Origin of the sequence: Streptomyces sp. NPDC001315 (assembly GCF_042896175.1) — a bacterium.
GTDB lineage: Bacteria > Actinomycetota > Actinomycetes > Streptomycetales > Streptomycetaceae > Streptomyces.
In genome coordinates this window covers 1-16,324 of record NZ_JBIAWZ010000019.1, presented here as the reverse complement: position 1 = coordinate 16,324, position 16,324 = coordinate 1, and the positions used below count along the sequence as shown (strand labels likewise).

General features: G+C 70.1%; 10 protein-coding genes and 2 pseudogenes. 5 read left to right on the top strand and 7 right to left on the bottom strand.

Annotation, left to right across the window (positions count from 1 at the left end; genetic code table 11):
- Positions 1 to 52 precede the first annotated feature (52 nt).
- From glpK to ACFY16_RS34035, 3 genes and pseudogenes are all read right to left on the bottom strand, one after another.
- Positions 53 to 1,573 (bottom strand): glycerol kinase GlpK, encoded by a 1,521-nt coding sequence (glpK, locus tag ACFY16_RS34045; RefSeq protein ID WP_390651089.1) that lies wholly within the window; start codon positions 1,571 to 1,573, stop codon positions 53 to 55.
- Positions 1,574 to 1,593: 20 nt separating this feature from the next.
- Positions 1,594 to 2,142 (bottom strand): annotated as a pseudogene (locus ACFY16_RS34040) (aquaporin family protein).
- A gap of 529 nt (positions 2,143 to 2,671) precedes the next feature.
- The gene (locus tag ACFY16_RS34035) at positions 2,672 to 4,324 is read right to left on the bottom strand and encodes a GGDEF domain-containing protein (RefSeq protein ID WP_390651088.1); all 1,653 of its coding nucleotides are present in this window, start codon (positions 4,322 to 4,324) and stop codon (positions 2,672 to 2,674) included.
- 236 nt (positions 4,325 to 4,560) lie between these two features.
- Here ACFY16_RS34035 and ACFY16_RS34030 point away from each other — a divergent pair.
- Positions 4,561 to 4,930 (top strand): annotated as a pseudogene (locus ACFY16_RS34030) (D-alanyl-D-alanine dipeptidase); the annotation flags it as partial.
- A 47-nt stretch (positions 4,931 to 4,977) separates the two neighbouring features.
- A complete protein-coding gene (locus tag ACFY16_RS34025) occupies positions 4,978 to 5,514 on the top strand; it encodes an NUDIX domain-containing protein (RefSeq protein WP_390651087.1) in 537 nt (178 codons plus the stop codon).
- Here the strand turns inward: ACFY16_RS34025 and ACFY16_RS34020 are convergent.
- Positions 5,505 to 7,883, bottom strand: coding sequence for a TIM-barrel domain-containing protein (locus ACFY16_RS34020; RefSeq protein ID WP_390651086.1), 2,379 nt, complete (start codon positions 7,881 to 7,883; stop codon positions 5,505 to 5,507). The two genes, ACFY16_RS34025 and ACFY16_RS34020, sit on opposite strands and share 10 nt — an antisense overlap.
- Positions 7,884 to 8,096: 213 nt before the next feature.
- Here ACFY16_RS34020 and ACFY16_RS34015 point away from each other — a divergent pair, with 213 nt between their 5' ends.
- Entirely contained in the window at positions 8,097 to 10,061 is a 1,965-nt protein-coding gene (locus ACFY16_RS34015; protein ID WP_390651085.1) for an acetoacetate--CoA ligase, read from the top strand.
- Between the two features lie 21 nt (positions 10,062 to 10,082).
- Here ACFY16_RS34015 and ACFY16_RS34010 read toward each other — a convergent pair whose 3' ends face one another.
- Positions 10,083 to 11,426 (bottom strand): aminotransferase class I/II-fold pyridoxal phosphate-dependent enzyme, encoded by a 1,344-nt coding sequence (locus tag ACFY16_RS34010; RefSeq protein ID WP_390651084.1) that lies wholly within the window; start codon positions 11,424 to 11,426, stop codon positions 10,083 to 10,085.
- A gap of 87 nt (positions 11,427 to 11,513) precedes the next feature.
- Here ACFY16_RS34010 and ACFY16_RS34005 point away from each other — a divergent pair, with 87 nt between their 5' ends.
- Together ACFY16_RS34005 and ACFY16_RS34000 are read left to right on the top strand one after the other, a co-directional pair.
- Entirely contained in the window at positions 11,514 to 12,722 is a 1,209-nt protein-coding gene (locus tag ACFY16_RS34005; RefSeq protein ID WP_390651083.1) for an MFS transporter, read from the top strand.
- Between the two features lie 22 nt (positions 12,723 to 12,744).
- The gene (locus ACFY16_RS34000; RefSeq protein WP_390651082.1) at positions 12,745 to 13,638 is read left to right on the top strand and encodes a hypothetical protein; all 894 of its coding nucleotides are present in this window, start codon (positions 12,745 to 12,747) and stop codon (positions 13,636 to 13,638) included.
- Positions 13,639 to 13,713: 75 nt separating this feature from the next.
- Here the strand turns inward: ACFY16_RS34000 and ptsP are convergent, their stop codons facing one another.
- Together ptsP and ACFY16_RS33990 are read right to left on the bottom strand one after the other, a co-directional pair.
- The gene (gene ptsP / locus ACFY16_RS33995) at positions 13,714 to 15,384 is read right to left on the bottom strand and encodes a phosphoenolpyruvate--protein phosphotransferase (protein ID WP_390651081.1); all 1,671 of its coding nucleotides are present in this window, start codon (positions 15,382 to 15,384) and stop codon (positions 13,714 to 13,716) included.
- 78 nt (positions 15,385 to 15,462) lie between these two features.
- The gene (locus ACFY16_RS33990) at positions 15,463 to 15,912 is read right to left on the bottom strand and encodes a PTS glucose transporter subunit IIA (RefSeq protein ID WP_390651080.1); all 450 of its coding nucleotides are present in this window, start codon (positions 15,910 to 15,912) and stop codon (positions 15,463 to 15,465) included.
- Positions 15,913 to 16,324 lie beyond the last annotated feature (412 nt).

Below are 16,324 nucleotides of genomic sequence, written 5' to 3'. Positions count from 1 at the left end.
CTGCGCGAACACCCACGCGCGCGTGCTGCACGACCTGTACACGCGTGCGTGACTAGTTGTCACCTTTCTCCACCCAGCCGAAGCTCTTCTCCACCGCCTTGTGCCAGTTGTGGTACTCGCGGTCGCGCACCGAGGCCTCCATGGCCGGTGTCCACTCGACATCCTTCTGCCAGTGGGCCTTGAGCTCGTCGAGGTCGTTCCACACACCGGTGGCAAGGCCGGCCGCGTACGCGGCGCCCAGGCAGGTCGTCTCGGAGACCTTGGGGCGGATCACGGGCACGCCGAGCACGTCCGCCTGGTGCTGCATGAGCAGGTTGTTCTTCGTCATGCCGCCGTCCACTTTCAGGGTCGTGATGTGCACCCCCGAGTCCTGGAACATGGCGTCCACGACCTCGCGCGTCTGCCAGCTCGTCGCCTCCAGCACCGCGCGCGCGAGATGTGCCTTCGTGACGTACCGGGTCAGCCCCGTGACGACACCGCGCGCGTCGGAACGCCAGTAGGGCGCGAACAGGCCGGAGAATGCGGGCACGATGTACGCGCCGCCGTTGTCGTCGACGCTTGCCGCCAGCGGCTCGATCTCGTCGGCGGTCCGGATGATGCCGAGCTGGTCGCGGAACCACTGCACGAGCGCGCCCGTTATCGCAATGGAGCCCTCCAGGCAGTAGACGGGCGCCTCAGTGCCGATCTTGTATCCCATCGTCGTCAGCAGCCCGCTCTTGGACGGCACCGGCCGGTTGCCGGTGTTGAGCAGAAGGAAGCTGCCCGTGCCGTATGTGTTCTTCGCCGTCCCCACGTCGTAGCAGGCCTGCCCGAACACGGCCGCCTGCTGGTCGCCCAGCGCCGAGGCGACCGGGACGCCGGCGAGCTGGCCGACGGCGGTTCCGTACACCTCGGCGGACGACTTGATCTCGGGCAGGACGGCTTCCGGCACGTTCATCGCGGACAGGATGGAGGGATCCCACTGAAGACTCTCGAGGTTCATCAGCATGGTGCGGCCGGCGTTGGTCACGTCGGTGACGTGGTGCCCCCCGTCCGTGCCACCGGTCAGGTTCCAGATCAGCCAGGAGTCGATCGTGCCGAAGGCGATCTCGCCGCGCTCGGCACGGTCCCTGAGACCTGGCACGTTGTCGAGCAACCAGGCAGCCTTGGGGCCGGAGAAATAGCTGGCCAGCGGCAGCCCGGTCTGCTCGCGGAAGCGGTCCTGTCCGTCCGAGCCGCCCAGCTCGTGACAGAGTGTGGCGGTGCGCGTGTCCTGCCACACGATGGCGTTGTGCACGGGCTTGCCCGTCGCCCGGTCCCACAGGACCGTCGTCTCGCGCTGGTTGGTGATGCCGAGCGCGCTGAGCTGGTCGGCACGCAGACCGGCCTTCGCGACCGCCCCGGCGACCACTGCCTGCACCTTGGCCCAGATCTCCGTGGCGTCGTGCTCCACCCAGCCGGGCTTGGGGAAGATCTGGCGGTGCTCGCGCTGGTCGACGGCGACGATCGCACCGTCCTGGTTGAAGACGATGCAGCGGCTGGATGTGGTGCCCTGGTCGATCGCGGCGACGTACTTCTCGGCGTTGTCCGTCATGGCTACCCCTTGGGCTCGTTTCAGAAGGCTGCGTTGTAGGTGAGGCCCGCCGGTGCTCCGCCGATCAGCGGGCCGACAACGGGGATCCAGGCGTAGCCCCGTTCGGGGGTGCCCTTGTTCAGGATCGGCAGGAAGCTGTGCATGATGCGCGGGCCGATGGCGTAGCCGAGGGAGAGGCCGATGCCGACGACAAGCGGCGGCACGATCAGCACCAGCGTGCCGGGCGTACCGAGTCCGTCTGTCAGCCCGAAGACGAGGATCGGCAGGACGAGCGCGACGATCTCGGTGATCGGGTTGGCCACCGGATTCCGGATCGCGGGGATGGTGGAGAAGCCGCCGAGCGTCGACGACCGCGCCACCGACGGTGACGGCGCGGTTGATCTGTCCGCCGGACAGCGCAGCGGCGGTGTACACCGGCACGCCGAACCGCGGCCGAACGCGTTCACCACCGACCCCGAGGCTCTCGCCCCGGAATATCTCAGGGTGACAGCGGCGAAGACGCTCGCGCCGAACAGGGCCAGAATCGCGGTACCGATGACCTCGCCGACGAATATGTCTCCGTTGCTCATGGCTGCTCCTAGGCCGGGCCCCGGATGATCGATCCGGCGCTCCGTGCAGGGTGCGGTTCCCTTGGCGACTTCTGCCAGGGCAGGTGGTGCCCGCGCCCCGCCCGGCGTCCGTGACGAGCGTGCCGTTGCAGCCGAACCGCCCATTGGAGGAACGGGACCTGACTCAAGGGCCCGTCCGGCACAGTGCCGGAATACGCCGAGAATGTACGGCGATGTCGACTGACACCGGGAAGTGTTCACCGGCACCCATGGAGCGTCAAGCACACCGACGGCAACGGTTGAGGGCGACGCGACGGGGCACGCCGCCGTCACACGTGGTCGCTCGGTGAGCTCGGCATGACGAAACGGCCTTCAAAGCTCAGGCTACCTCGCCCCGGGCCCCGGGGCCCGTCCGGCAGATCACGCCGGCGACGCGGGACGTGGGTGCGCTGATGCGCTGCTCACCAACCTCCTACCTGATTCGGCGGACAGCTCTGGATCTCTGCCCCGCCCCAAGGTTTCGAGCGCCGCGCCACCGTTCCCCCACCGCTCAGCCCGTCCCCGGTTCCGCCGCCGCCCATGCCGTCCGGGTCGGGGCCGCCCCCGAGCCGCGCCGGACCTCGTGCCCGGGCATTCCCGCACGGCCCAGGACCCAGCTCGCGCCGTGCAACGACTTCGCGGTCTTCTTCAGCGGGGCCAGCCAGCCGGCCGCCTGGCGGTGATCCGTCACACTGCCGGGTGTGCAGACGACCGTGGCGAGGGACAACGTGACGGTACGTCCACTCGCCGACCAGGACGCGTCCAGCACGGAGGCAGCCAGCGGATCGAGCTCCTCCGGATCCGTGAGGACCAGGAAGTCGTCCCCGCCGATGTGGCCCACGCGGGTGCTCCCGGACGCCGCCCGCTGCAGTGCCCGGCCCACTGACCGGATCAGCTCGTCGCCCGCGGCGAACCCGGCTCCGTCGTTGACTTGTTTGAAGTGGTCCACGTCCAGCCAACTCAGGGCGAACGTCCGCCCGTCCGCGATGCGCCGGTCGACCTCATCGGTGATCGCGTCGGTGCCCGGCAGCCGCGTCAGCGGATTGAGTCCGGCCGCCTCCTCGACCCGGGACTCGGCCAGCGACCGAACGAGGTCCGCGAGCCGTACGACGCCCACGCACCGCCCATGGTGGTCGACCACCGCCACATCGTCCGAGGTACGGCCCCGCCCGCCGATCGCCACCACATCGAGCACCTCCCAGGCCGTGGCGTCGATGCCGACCGTGCGCGGCGGATCTCCGAGCTTCGCAGCCGGCCTGTCGGCGTACAGGGCATGTCCGTAGGGTCCCGACATCGACAGCAGGAACCTGGACCGGTGCACCGACCGGACCGGGACCCCGGTCCGGTCCACGAGCAGTACCCCGGACACCTCTGGTGACCCGGTCAGCAGCGCCCGCACCTGCCCCGCGGAAGCGGTCGCGGGCAGCAGCGCGGCGGGCCGTACGAACTCCCGGATCGACGGCCCCGACCGCGGGTTGGGCACGGCGTCGGGGGAGCGCGGCGGAACGTATACGTCCACCCCGGGCAGCCGGGACGGCGGCGCGAACAGGTCGCCCTGTGCCAGTTGCGCCCCGGCCGACAGCGCGGCCGCGCACTGCAGCTCTGTCTCCACGCCCTCGACGCACAGCAGCGCTCCCAGCCCGTCGCACAGTGTCCGCATCGCCCGTACCGCCGTCGGCCGCGCCAGCAGCGATGCGTCGAGCTTCACCAGGTCGGGTGCCATGTCCGTGAGCAGTCGCAGGGGGACGTCCCCGTCCCCGACGCCGTCCGCACTGATCCGGAAACCCTGACCTCGCAGCGCGCTCACCGCCTCCAGCAGCGCGGGCTGCGGCACATGAGTGAACGGCGGTCCGACGTCGACGGTCACCTCCCACGGCAGCCGCCCCGCCTGACGCACCGCGTCGTGCAGCGGGGTGAGCCCGCCGAGGTCGGCCAGGGTGCCGGCGAACACGTTCACGTGCAGTGGCAGCAGGGTCTCCTTGTGTGCCGCCGCGTGGACGGCCGACAGGGCCAGTCTGCCGTCGACTTCGGGGTCGCGGCGGGCCTCGGCCAGGACGTCGCCGGTCTCCGGGCGGGCAAGTATCTCCAGCCCCGCGACCCCGCCGGTCGAGAGGTTGATCACCGGTTGGAATGCGAAACGGAGAGTGTCCGTCCAGGAGTGCACGGGAAGCATGATGGCGCTACTGGGATGCGCCCAGGCGCAGTTCATGAGACGTTCACGCATCATTTCGAGGTGATCACGCAGCGTATCGGAGCCGCGCGTTCACGGGTATGCGCCCGCCCGGCCTCGTCGCGCCCTCGCGCAGCAGCTTTGCGCCCTCGCCGCGCAGCCCCAGATCCTCGTACCACTGCAACTCCAGGGCGGTGGAGAGGCGGTGGCGGAGGCCGCGGTCACGGCGTCACATCGCGGAGAAATCCGGCCACAGCCGCGGCTCGACCATGGACCTCACGATCGTCGGGCTCCCGGCGAAACCGACCCGGCCGTACCACCCCGGAGAGCCCCTGATGCCCTGCTGTGCCCCCAAGGGCGAGCGCTTCTCCGACAACTCCGTCGACGTGGGCACCGGATTCGACTGCTTCAACACCCTCGACCCACGCATCCAGGGTGTGCAGCGCACCAACAGACTGCCGCTCAAGAGCACACTGGAAAGCCTCGGTTTCGTGAACCTCGCCGAGGAACGGTGGCACTGCACGTTCAAGCCCGAGCCCTACCCGGCCGTCTACTTCGACTTCCCCCGTGTCCGCCAAGTCGCTCACCAAACACCACTGAGCCGCCCGGGGAAGACGTCCTCGCCGTGATCGGATACAGTCCGCCGCGTGTCCGAAAATCAACACTCCACCGCCAACTCCGCGCTCGACTCCCACTGTTCGAGCTGCGGAGCGCCCTACGGAGAGGGTGTCTCCGGCTGGCCCCGCACCTGCTCGGCCTGCGGCACTGTGGCCTACCGCAATCCGCTGCCCGTGGCAGTCGCGCTCCAGCCCGTGTACGACACGAAGGGCACCGCACTGGTCGTCATCACCCGCACCGTCGCCCCCGCGCGCGGGGGTACCGCGTTGCCAGGCGGTTACATCGACGACCGCGAGGACTGGCGGCACGCCGTCGTCCGCGAGCTCAAGGAGGAGACCGGCATCGACGCCGCGAGCCGCGACGTGCGGCTCGCCGACGCGATGAGCTCTCCCGACGGCCACCTGCTGCTGTTCGGGCTCCTTCCGGAATGCCCGGCCGACCGCCTTCCGACGTCGGCCGCCACGAACGAGACGGAGGGCTGGCACCTCCTGCGCAGGCCGAAGGAGCTCGCCTTCCCCCTGCACACGCTGGCCGTGCGGGCGTTCTTCGAGGGCCGCTACGTCTGAGGCGTGTGCCCGTCGAGTCCTCGTACACGCACCGGGTGGGACGGCTCGCGCACGCCGTCCTCACCCTCCCGCTCGACGACCACCCGCCGACCCTCCCAGCGGGTGGTGTAGCGCTCCACCTCCGGCTCGTCCCAGCCGTCGCCCGCGTCCTGGACCACCAGTCCGCCCCCCGTGCGTCCCCGGGCCGGCGCCCACGCCTCGAGTTCCAGGCAGCCGTCCTCGCCGCGCACGGGAATGAGGGAACCCGCGCGCGCGAGCACCGGTATCCGCGACAAGGGGGCGTCGACGAGCACCTGGCCGGGCCCTTCATAGGCCTGCTCTGTCGCCGTGTCGTACCAGAGCCCTCGTGGCAACTGCACCGCACACCGGTCCGCACCCGGATCGAGTACTGGCGCCACCAGCAAGCAGTCACCCAGCAAGAACGCGTCCCCGCAGTCACGCAGCACGCGGTCCTCGGGAGCACCCCACCACAGCGGCCGCACATAGGGTGCCCCCGTGCGCCTGGCCAGATGCGCCAGCGTCATGAAGTAGGGCAGCAGACGCCGACGCTCGGAGAGCGCCACGCGCGCGTGCTCCAGCGTTTCGGAGCCGAACTCCCACGGCTCCCTGCGCCCCGCGCGCAGGCTCGCGTGAGTGCGGAACAGCGGCAGGTACGAGGCCAGTTGGAACCAGCGCAGGTACAGCTCGGGCGACGGAGTTCCGTCGAAGCCGCCCACGTCCGGCCCCGAGTACGGCACTCCGCACAGCCCCAGCCCCAGGACCAGCGACAGCGACGCCCGCAGCCCGGGCCAGCCGGTGGCCACGTCACCGGACCACGTGCCCCCGTACCGCTGCATGCCCGCCCACCCGGAGCGCGAGAAGAGGAACGGACGCTCCTGGGGGGCCAGTTCGCGCAGGCCCTCGTACGCCGCCCTGGCCATGCACAGCGCGTAGACGTTGTGCGCCTCGCGGTGGTCGCCGCCGCGCTCATCGAGGGAGTGCCGGGCCGAACGCGGCAGTGTCGACTCCCCGAAGGCGGTGAACGACGTCGGCTCGTTCATGTCGTGCCAGAACCCCGAGAAGCCCTGTGCCAGCCGCTCCGCGTACAGACCGCCCCACCACGCACGCACACGTGCGTGCGTGAAGTCCGGGTACACCGTCGCCCCGGGCCACGCGACTCCTTGGACGAGCTCCCCGGAGGCGTCCCGTACGAAGGCGTTCAGAGCTGTCCCGCCGTCGTACACGGAGTTCCCCGGCGCGGCCTTGACCGCCGGGTCGACGACCGACACCAGGTGGATCCCGTCCCTGCGCAGTTCCTCGGCGAACACGGGCAGCTTGGGAAAGCGGTCGTGGTCGACGGTGAACACCTGGTGCTCGTCGAAGTGGTCGATGTCGAGGTGGACGGCGTCGAGGGGCAGACCGTGCTCCTGGTAGCCCGCGACGATCCTCCGGACCTCCTGCTCGCTGCCGAAGCCCCACCGCGCGTGTTGGTGTCCGAGTGCCCACGCCGGCGGCAGCGCGGGCGCACCGGTGAGCGAGGCCCAGGCGAGCAGCACGCGCGCGGGGGTGCCCACCATCACCCAGCAGCGCAGCGGGCCGCCGTCCATCCGCAGTTCGCACGTGCCGGGCCGGTCGTGCCCGGAACCGGCGCCCTCCTCGCCCTCCCGCAGGGTCACCGTGCCGTCCCACGAGGTGTCGTGGAACACCAGATGGGTGGCCGCGTCGGCCACCACCACCTGCACCGGCATGGTGAGGTACAGCGGGTCGTCGCCAGGAACGAACGGACGGCCGGGGTCGGTGTTCCACAGGCGGTAGGTTGCGTCCCGCAGGCGGGGCCCCGACGCCCGCCCGCCCAGCCCGAAGAACCGCGCGTCCGCAGGCACCTCCGACCGCTGCTTCCAACGCGCCGGCCCACCACCGACGGGCTCCCACCAACGGGGTGGCAGGTCGCGGCGCAGGGGCACGCCTCCCGGCGTGCGCACCTCGACCGCGCCGTGCCGGGAGACGGCCACCGTCACCCGCTCGGCCACCACCCGCCAGCCGCCGTCCTTGTCCGGCTCCAGCACCGCCCGCGGATCGGGCTCCGGGCAGCGCCCCGCCAGCGCGTACGACGGCTCGGGACCCGCTCCGTCCCAACCCCAGAAGACGGCTCCGTTCACAGCGACGAGGATCCGCAGCTCGGAACGGCTGAACCGGACTATGCCGCCCCCCGGCCCCGGCTCCACGTCCTGCACAGGACCGGGGACCCGGGCACGCTCGGCGCCCCGCGGCGGCAGCCCGGCGGCGTCAGCACGCCTCCTGCGCCACGCGGCCCGGACGGTACGCAACCTCTGAGCCGCCCCCGCGGAGCCGACCAACTTCACCGAACGCACCAGGTCACGACCGTCCATGTTGCTCACCCTGCCATTGACTGCCCCACGCGGGTGTGTCGTTCAACTTCCGTTCACCCGTGCCGGGACCACATCTTCACGGCACGGACTATGTGGGACGCGCCCTGGTGCAGAAGTCGATCACATGGCATCGTCCGTGTCAGCCGCGTCACGCGCACACGCCAGCCCGTGCGTGACCGACGCACACGACGCGCACAGTCCGGGAGCCGCCCCATGACCCTGAACCCACAGCCACTCTGGCAGCCCGATCCGGAGCGCATTGCCCAGGCACAGGTCACCAGGTTCCAGGCCTGGGCGGCCGAACGGCACGGAGCTCCCGCCGAGGGTGGCTACGCGGCGCTGCACCGTTGGTCCGTCGACGAGCTGGACACCTTCTGGAAGGCCGTCGCGGAGTGGTTCGACGTACGGTTCTCGACCCCCTACGCGCGCGTGCTGGGCGACCGCTCCATGCCCGGCGCACAGTGGTTCCCCGGGGCGACGCTGAACTACGCCGAGCACGCCCTGCGCGCGACCGCCACCCGCGCGGACGAACCGGCCCTCCTGTACGTCGACGAGACGCACGAGCCGCGTCCGGTGACCTGGACCGAGCTCCGCCGCGAGGTCGGCTCCCTGGCCGCCGAGCTGCGCAAGCTCGGCGTACGCCCTGGAGACCGCGTCAGCGGCTACCTCCCGAACATCCCGCAGGCCGTCGTCGCGCTCCTGGCCACGGCCGCCGTAGGCGGCGTCTGGACGTCCTGCGCTCCCGACTTCGGCGCCCGCAGCGTCCTCGACCGCTTTCAGCAGGTCGAACCCGTCGTTCTGTTCACCGTCGACGGCTACCGCTACGGCGGCAAGCAGCACGACCGCCGCGAGACCGTCGCCGAACTGCGCCGCGAACTGCCGACCCTGCGTGCTGTCGTCCACATCCCCCTCCTCGGCACCGAGGCGCCCGAAGGCGCGCTGGAGTGGTCGGCCCTGACAGCGGAGGACGTGGAACCCGTCTTCGAGCAGGTCCCCTTCGACCACCCCCTGTGGGTCCTGTACTCCTCCGGTACGACAGGCCTGCCCAAGGCCATCGTCCAGTCCCAGGGCGGCATCCTGCTCGAGCACCTCAAGCAGCTCGGCCTGCACTGCGACCTCGGCCCCCAGGACCGTTTCTTCTGGTACACCTCGACCGGCTGGATGATGTGGAACTTCCTCGTCTCCGGCCTGCTGACCGGCACAACGGTCGTCCTCTACGACGGAAGCCCCGGCTACCCGGACACAGGCGCCCAGTGGCGGGTGGCCGAACGCACCCGAGCCACCCTCTACGGCACCTCGGCCGCGTACGTCATGGCATGCCGCAAGGCGGGTGTCCATCCGTCCCGTGACTTCGACCTCTCCCGGGTGCGGTGCGTCGCCACCACCGGCTCGCCACTGCCGCCCGACGGGTTCCGCTGGCTGCACGACGAGGTCCGCGACGACCTCTGGATCGCCTCCGTCAGCGGCGGCACGGACGTGTGCTCATGCTTCGCCGGAGCCGTACCCACCCTCCCCGTGTACATCGGGGAACTCCAGGCGCCCGGACTGGGCACCGACCTGCAGGCCTGGGACCCGAGTGGCGAGCCGGTCGTCGACGAGGTCGGCGAGCTCGTGGTCACCAACCCCATGCCGTCGATGCCGATCTACTTCTGGAACGACCCCGACGGCAGCCGCTACCACGACAGCTACTTCGACACGTATCCCGGTGTGTGGCGCCACGGCGACTGGATCACGGTCACCTCCCGTGGCTCCGTCGTCATCCACGGCCGCTCCGACTCCACCCTCAACCGCCAGGGCGTCCGGATGGGCTCCGCCGACATCTACGAAGCCGTCGAACGCCTCCCCGAGATCAAGGAATCACTCGTCATCGGCATCGAACAGCCCGACGGCGGCTACTGGATGCCCCTTTTCGTGCACCTGGCCTCCGGAACAGTCCTTGACGACGCTCTTCTGGACCGCATCAAGCAGACCATCCGGGAACAGCTCTCGCCACGTCATGTCCCCGACGAGGTCATCGAGGTCCCCGGAATCCCGCACACCCTGACCGGAAAGCGCATCGAGGTCCCCGTCAAGCGCCTCCTCCAGGGCACTCCTCTGGAGAAGGCGGTCAACGCCGGCTCCATCGACAACCTGGAGCTGTTGCACTTCTACGAGGACCTCGCCCGCAAGCGCGCCTGACAGTCCTCCAGGAGGAGCCGGTCATCCTCCATAGGTGGCCTCGGACTCGCCGAGCACGAGGGCGAAGTCCGAGGCCAGGCGTCGCGCGTCGGCCGACTCGAGTTCAGCGACGGTGATCCGTACCCCCGGCTTCGAGGTCAACCGGAAGCGCGCCCCGGCCGCGACCCACCAGCCGTACGACCGCAGCCCGTTCACCACGGCCGACTCATCCAATACGGGCACCCAGACGTTCATGCCGCTCGCCCCGTGTGCCGGGATTCCCCGTGCGCCGAGCTCGTGGAGGAGAGTGTTCCGGCGCAGCGCGTACGCCTGCTGCGCGCGCGTCACCAACGCGCGCGTATCGGCGTCGCCCAGCAGCCCGTACACCGTCTCCTGGAGCAGGTGGCTGACCCAGCCCGACGTCAGCAACATCCGTCCCTCGTGCCGGGCCAGCGTGGTCGCATCGCAGGCCGCCGCTGCCCACCGAAGATCGGTGCCCAGGAACTTGCTCACCGTCCGCACATGTACCCACCTGGTCAGGCCAGTGGTGGTGAGCGTCCAGAGCGGTGCACCGGACACCTCGGACGCATGGTCGTTCTCCACGACCAGCACATCGGGCTCGTCCCGAAGCACGTCGACGAGCGCGTCCCGGCGCGACTCGGAGAAGCAGCCGCCATACGGGTTCTGCGCCCGCGGACTGCACACCACGGCTCGGACACCCGCCCGCAGGGCCTGGCCCAGGGCCTCGGGGCGCATACCCTCGGCGTCCACGGCCACCGGCACGCTGCGCAGCCCCAGAGCCGTGACCAGATCCAGCAGATGGTGGTATCCGGGGTCCTCCATGGCGACGGCGTCGCCGGGCCGCAACTCGACGGACAGCAGCCGGCCGATCAGATCCAGTGCCCCATGCGCGAACGTCACATGATCCACGGGCACGCCCTCCGGCCGGAGCCAGTTGCGCACGGCCTCTTCCAGTCGCTCCAGCCTGGGCGTCGAACGATGTGACCGCGCATCGGGGGACAGCTGGGAAGGAGGCACCAGAGCGGGGAGCAGCCGGGGATCCGGATGGCCGCCGGACAAGTCGCGCAACCCCAAGGGGACTTTGGGCGGCCGTCTTGAGGCGACCGCTGGAGCCGGTGCCACCACCGTTCCACCGCGCCCGCGCGTGACCACGATTCCCCGCTGCCGCAGCTCCTTGTAGGCCGTGGCAATCGTCCCCGGACTCACCCCGAGCTCATCCGCGAGCCGCCGCACGGGAGGCAGCGCGGCCCCTGGGCCCAACGCGCCCTCGGCCACGCCCCGTTCGACGGACGCGGCAATTCCCTTGGCCGTCGTACCGCTGATCCCATATTGTTTTGCCACGTTGCCAACTATGTACCAATACATAAGTGGAAGCAAGGGGGAGCAGTGCAGCCGATGAGCCGCGCGGTCACATGGTGGGGACGCGTTCCCGGAGGACGCGACGGACGCAGAATGCTCGCCACCGCCCTCGTCGACCGCATCGGCAGCGGCCTGTGGGCCTCCGTCTCCGTCCTGTACTTCACCTACGTCTCCGGACTGTCCGTCGCCCGGATCGGCACGCTCGCCGCCGTCGCCGGAGCCATCGGCATCGCGGGCGCTCCCATCGGCGGCCGCCTCGCCGACCGGTTCCCGCTCACCCGGGTCCTCATAGCCGTCCAACTCCTGCGAGCGCTGGCCTCCTCCGCACTGCTCGTCACGGACCACTACGCCCTGCTGCTGGTCTCCACCTCGCTCGGCGGTCTGGGGGACCGCGCGGCGAGCGTCCTCACCAAGCTCTACGCCACCCGTGTCGCAGGGCCGGACCGCGTCCGCTACCAGGCGGTGCACCGCACCCTCGCCAATGCCGGATGGGCGATCGGCGGCCTCGCCGCCACTGCCGCCCTCGCTCTCGGCACCACGGCCGCGTACCAGTGGCTCCTCGCCGGCGACGCCCTCTCCTTCGTCGCCGCCGCACTCCTCACCATGCGCTGCGGAGAACCCCAGTCCACCCGAAGAATGGTCGCCACCTCGAAGGACCCGTCCCCCGCGACCAAGCCGACGAACCCCTGGGGCGACCGCACATACCTCGCCTACGTCGCCACCGAGACCGTCCTCTTCCTCGACGACGCCGTCTTCAAGGTCGGCCTGCCCCTATGGATCGCGCACGCGAGCGACGCACCGCAAGGCCTCGCACCCCTGCTACTCGTCCTCAACAACGTCATGGTGGTGGCCCTTCAGGTCCCCCTGGCACGCTTCGGCGCCACCACGACTGCCGCACGGAGACTGCTGATCCCGCTCTCGGCGGCCTTCGTCCTGGGCGGCGCCACCATGGGCCTCTCCGCCACCGGCGGGGCAGTCTCGGCCGCGCTCCTCCTCACCGCATCGGCCTGCGCCTTCACCCTGGCCGAGATGCTCCACGCCACCGTTTCCTGGGAGCTGTCCGTGGCCCTCGCTCCGGACACCGCGCAGGGCGCCTACCTCGGAGTCCACGGGCTGGCCCAGTCCGCCCAGCGCAGCGTCGGACCACTCGCGGTCACCGCCGCCATCGCCGCCGGCCCTATCGGCTGGGCCTCCTTCGGCACCGCCATCGGTCTGACCTGCATGATTCAGCACCGAGTGGTCCGTGATCGCCTCACCGGACCCGCATTGTCAGTGCCGTCGATTACTGTGAGTGAGCATTGATCGACCGTGCACAGGGGGAAACATGGCGCACACCGAAGACCGGACCATGCGACGCGTCCTGCGTCGCGAAATCGCCGGCACCATCGGCCTGCTGACCGACGAGCACGACTTCCGCGCCATGCGGCGCTACCGCAGCTTCACCTTCGACGACCACACGACCTACCTCAAGCAGGTCGAAGCGCTCCTCAAGGCCCGCGCGGCCCAGGGCAACCACACCACGGTCGCCCTCTTCGACCCGCAGGAGTACGCCGAGTACTGCACGGACAGTGGCCTCGACCCCGACATCCCGTCGAGCCGCACTCGCTTCACCGCCGAACTCGCGACCACGGGCCCCACCGTCCCGTACGAGGGCCAGCCCCTCAGCGACCTCGTGCCCGCCCTCGTCGACGAAGCCGTCCGGCAGGCCACCTGGGAGTACGCGACGACACTCCTCGCCCGTCTCGGCGCCTGCGCATCATGCGGCGAGGACATCGGCCGCGCGGCCTTCGCCAAGGCCTCGCACCTCCTGGCCCGCATCCTCGAGACCGCCCCGCCCGGCAATCGACACGCCGTATGCAGCGTCTCGGCCACACCGGAAACGCTCGTCTCCGTACTTCATGCCGACGACGACATCGACGGCGCCGCACAACTGGACGAGGCAGAAGCGCTCGAGTTCACCACGGTCCTGGCCCTGGGCATCGCCACCCAGAGCCCCGGCGGACTCGTCATGAGGACCAGCGCGCCAGGCAGCTCCGATCTGATCTACGGGTGGCGACTGCACGGCGACGGCCTCGCACCCCTCACCGCCGGTGAGGTCTTCGACGCCTACTGCACCGACGTCGAGAACGGAGACCTCATCTCCCCGGAGTCCGACGTCGACTACTGCGAACCGCCCGACCTCGGAGGGCAGGCGCCGGCATCGGGCCACCACCACTGAACAGCGCAGGGGCGCCCCACCCAGAGGTGGAGCGCCCCTCAAGAACAGCCGACCACCCGACGGCCGACGCGGAGACTACTCGCCGGAGAGCACCGCCCGAGCCGCCTCGCGTGCTTCATCGGCACCGTCCGCAGCCCGCGCCGCCGCCGCGGCCCGCTCGCACTGGGCCAACGTGTACTTGGCCAGAGTCGCGCGGACATAAGGAATCGACGCCGCACCCATGGAAAGGGAGGTGACACCCAGACCGGTCAGTACACATGCGAGCAGCGGGTCGGCCGCGGCCTCACCGCAGACACCACAGCTCTTGCCCTCGGCCTTCGCCGCCTCCGCGGAGAGCGCGACCAGGTCGAGCAGCGCGGGCTGCCATGGGTCCTGGAGACGGGACACCGCGCCCACCTGACGGTCGGCGGCGAAGGTGTACTGGGCGAGGTCGTTCGTCCCCAGCGACAGGAACTCGACCTCCTGCAGAATCGAACGGGCCCGCAGCGCAGCGGAGGGAATCTCCACCATCGCACCGAACTTCGCCTGCAGTCCGGCCTGGCGGCACGCGTCCGCGAACGCCTTGGCGTCGGCACGGTCCGCCACCATCGGGGCCATCACCTCGAGGTAGACCGGCAGGCCCTCGGCCGCCTTCGCCAGTGCGGTCAGCTGGGTACGCAGCACGTCGGGGTGGTCGAGCAGCGCCCGCAGACCGCGCACCCCGAGCGCCGGGTTCGGCTCGTCGGCCGGGGTCAGGAAGTCCAGCGGCTTGTCCGCACCAGCGTCCAGCACACGGACGACGACCCGACCCTCGGGAAACGCTTCGAGAACCTGGCGGTAGGCCTCGACCTGCTTCTCCTCGGACGGAGCGTTCTTGCTGTCGTCCAGGAACAGGAACTCGGTCCGGAACAGGCCGACCCCCTCGGCCCCGGCCTCGACAGCGGCCGGGACGTCCGACGGACCGCCGACGTTCGCCAGCAGCGGCACCTTGTGGCCGTCGGCGGTGGCGCCCGGCCCGGTCGAAGCCGCCAGCGCGGCCTTGCGCTCGGCGGCCGCGGCCCGCAACTGCGCCTTCTTCTCGTCGCTCGGATTCACGAAGATCTCGCCGGTGCTGCCGTCGACAGCGATCAGCTTTCCCTCGGCAAGCTCACCGGCGCCGGGCAGCGCCACCACGGCCGGAACACCCAGCGCCCGCGCCAGGATCGCGCTGTGACTGGTCGGCCCGCCCTCCTCCGTGACGAAGCCGAGCACCAGGGTGGGGTCCAGCAGAGCCGTGTCGGCCGGGGCGAGGTCACGGGCGACAAGCACGTACGGCTCGTCGCTGTCCGGAACACCCGGCATGGGCACCCCGAGCAGCCGGGCGACGATACGATTCCGCACGTCGTCGAGGTCGGCCACACGACCGGCGAGGTACTCGCCCGCATTCGCCAGCAGCTCGCGATATGCCGCGAAGGCGTCGTACACCGCCCGCTCGGCGGTGCTGCCCACAGCGATACGCCGATCCACATCCGCCATCAGCTCGGGGTCCTGGGCCATCATGGCCTGCGCCTCGAGCACCGCCTGAGCTTCGCCCCCGGCCAGGTTGCCGCGCGCAATCAGATCGGCTGCCACAGCCTCCACGGCCTTGCGGGCACGGCCTTGCTCGCGCCCTGCCTCCTCCGCCGGAATCTGCTTGGCAGGCGGTTCGAGCACCGCCGTTCCCATGTGCCGAACCTCGCCGATCGCCACCCCATGGCTCACGCCGACGCCTCGCAGCGTTGTCTCCATCTCACCGTCTCCGATAGTGCGGCGGCTCCGGCCGCCGCGGTGGTTGTCCTGTTCGCCGTCGAAGGGACGGCAATGCCGTCAGTTCCAGACGAAGAGACTGTCGCCGGCCTTCACATCGCCGTCGTGGCGAAGGTCGGACAGGGATTCGGCCGTGGCCTCGAGCGCCACGATCGGGCACACCGGGGACTTGCCGGCCGCCTCGACCGCGGCTGGGTTCCAGCGCACCACGGCCTGTCCGCGCGTCACGGTGTCTCCCTTATTGACGAGGAGTTCGAAACCCTCGCCATTGAGCTGCACAGTGTCGATCCCGAGGTGGGTGAGGACACCGTGACCGCTCTCGTCGACCACGACGAAGGCGTGCGGATGGAGGGAAACGATGACTCCGTCCACGGGCGAGACCGCCTCGGAAGGCTCACGTGCGGGGTCGATGGCGGTCCCAGGGCCGACCATCGCCCCGGAGAAGACCGGATCCGGCACAGCTGCCAGTCCGATGGCGCGTCCTGCGATCGGGGACGTCACGGTGGTCATGGGAAGCCTCCCAGGAGTGGAGATGCATATGGGCCGTCACTACCTGCGGGACGGCGCACTGAGCAGCAGGGTATGTCAGATGAAGTATCGGTTCCGCATGAGAGCTCCCGATTGGTGGTCTAGACCATACCGGGAATCGATTTGCGCCCCCTCCGCGGCCCCGTGTACTGTCGTACTCCTGCCTGAGGGTGAGTGGCGCTACTCGGCGCCCTTGTCCAGCAGAACCCAACTTGTCAGATCCTATCTCGGGGTCACCTTCTGCATGCCTGCGGATCGTGGTCAGGGAGAGGGAAAAACGCTGATAGAGTCGGGGACATCGAAGGGAAGCGCCCGGAGGAAAGCCCGAGAGGGTGAGTACAAAGGAAGCGTCCGTTCCTTGAGAACTCAACAGCGTGCCAAAAATCAACGCCAG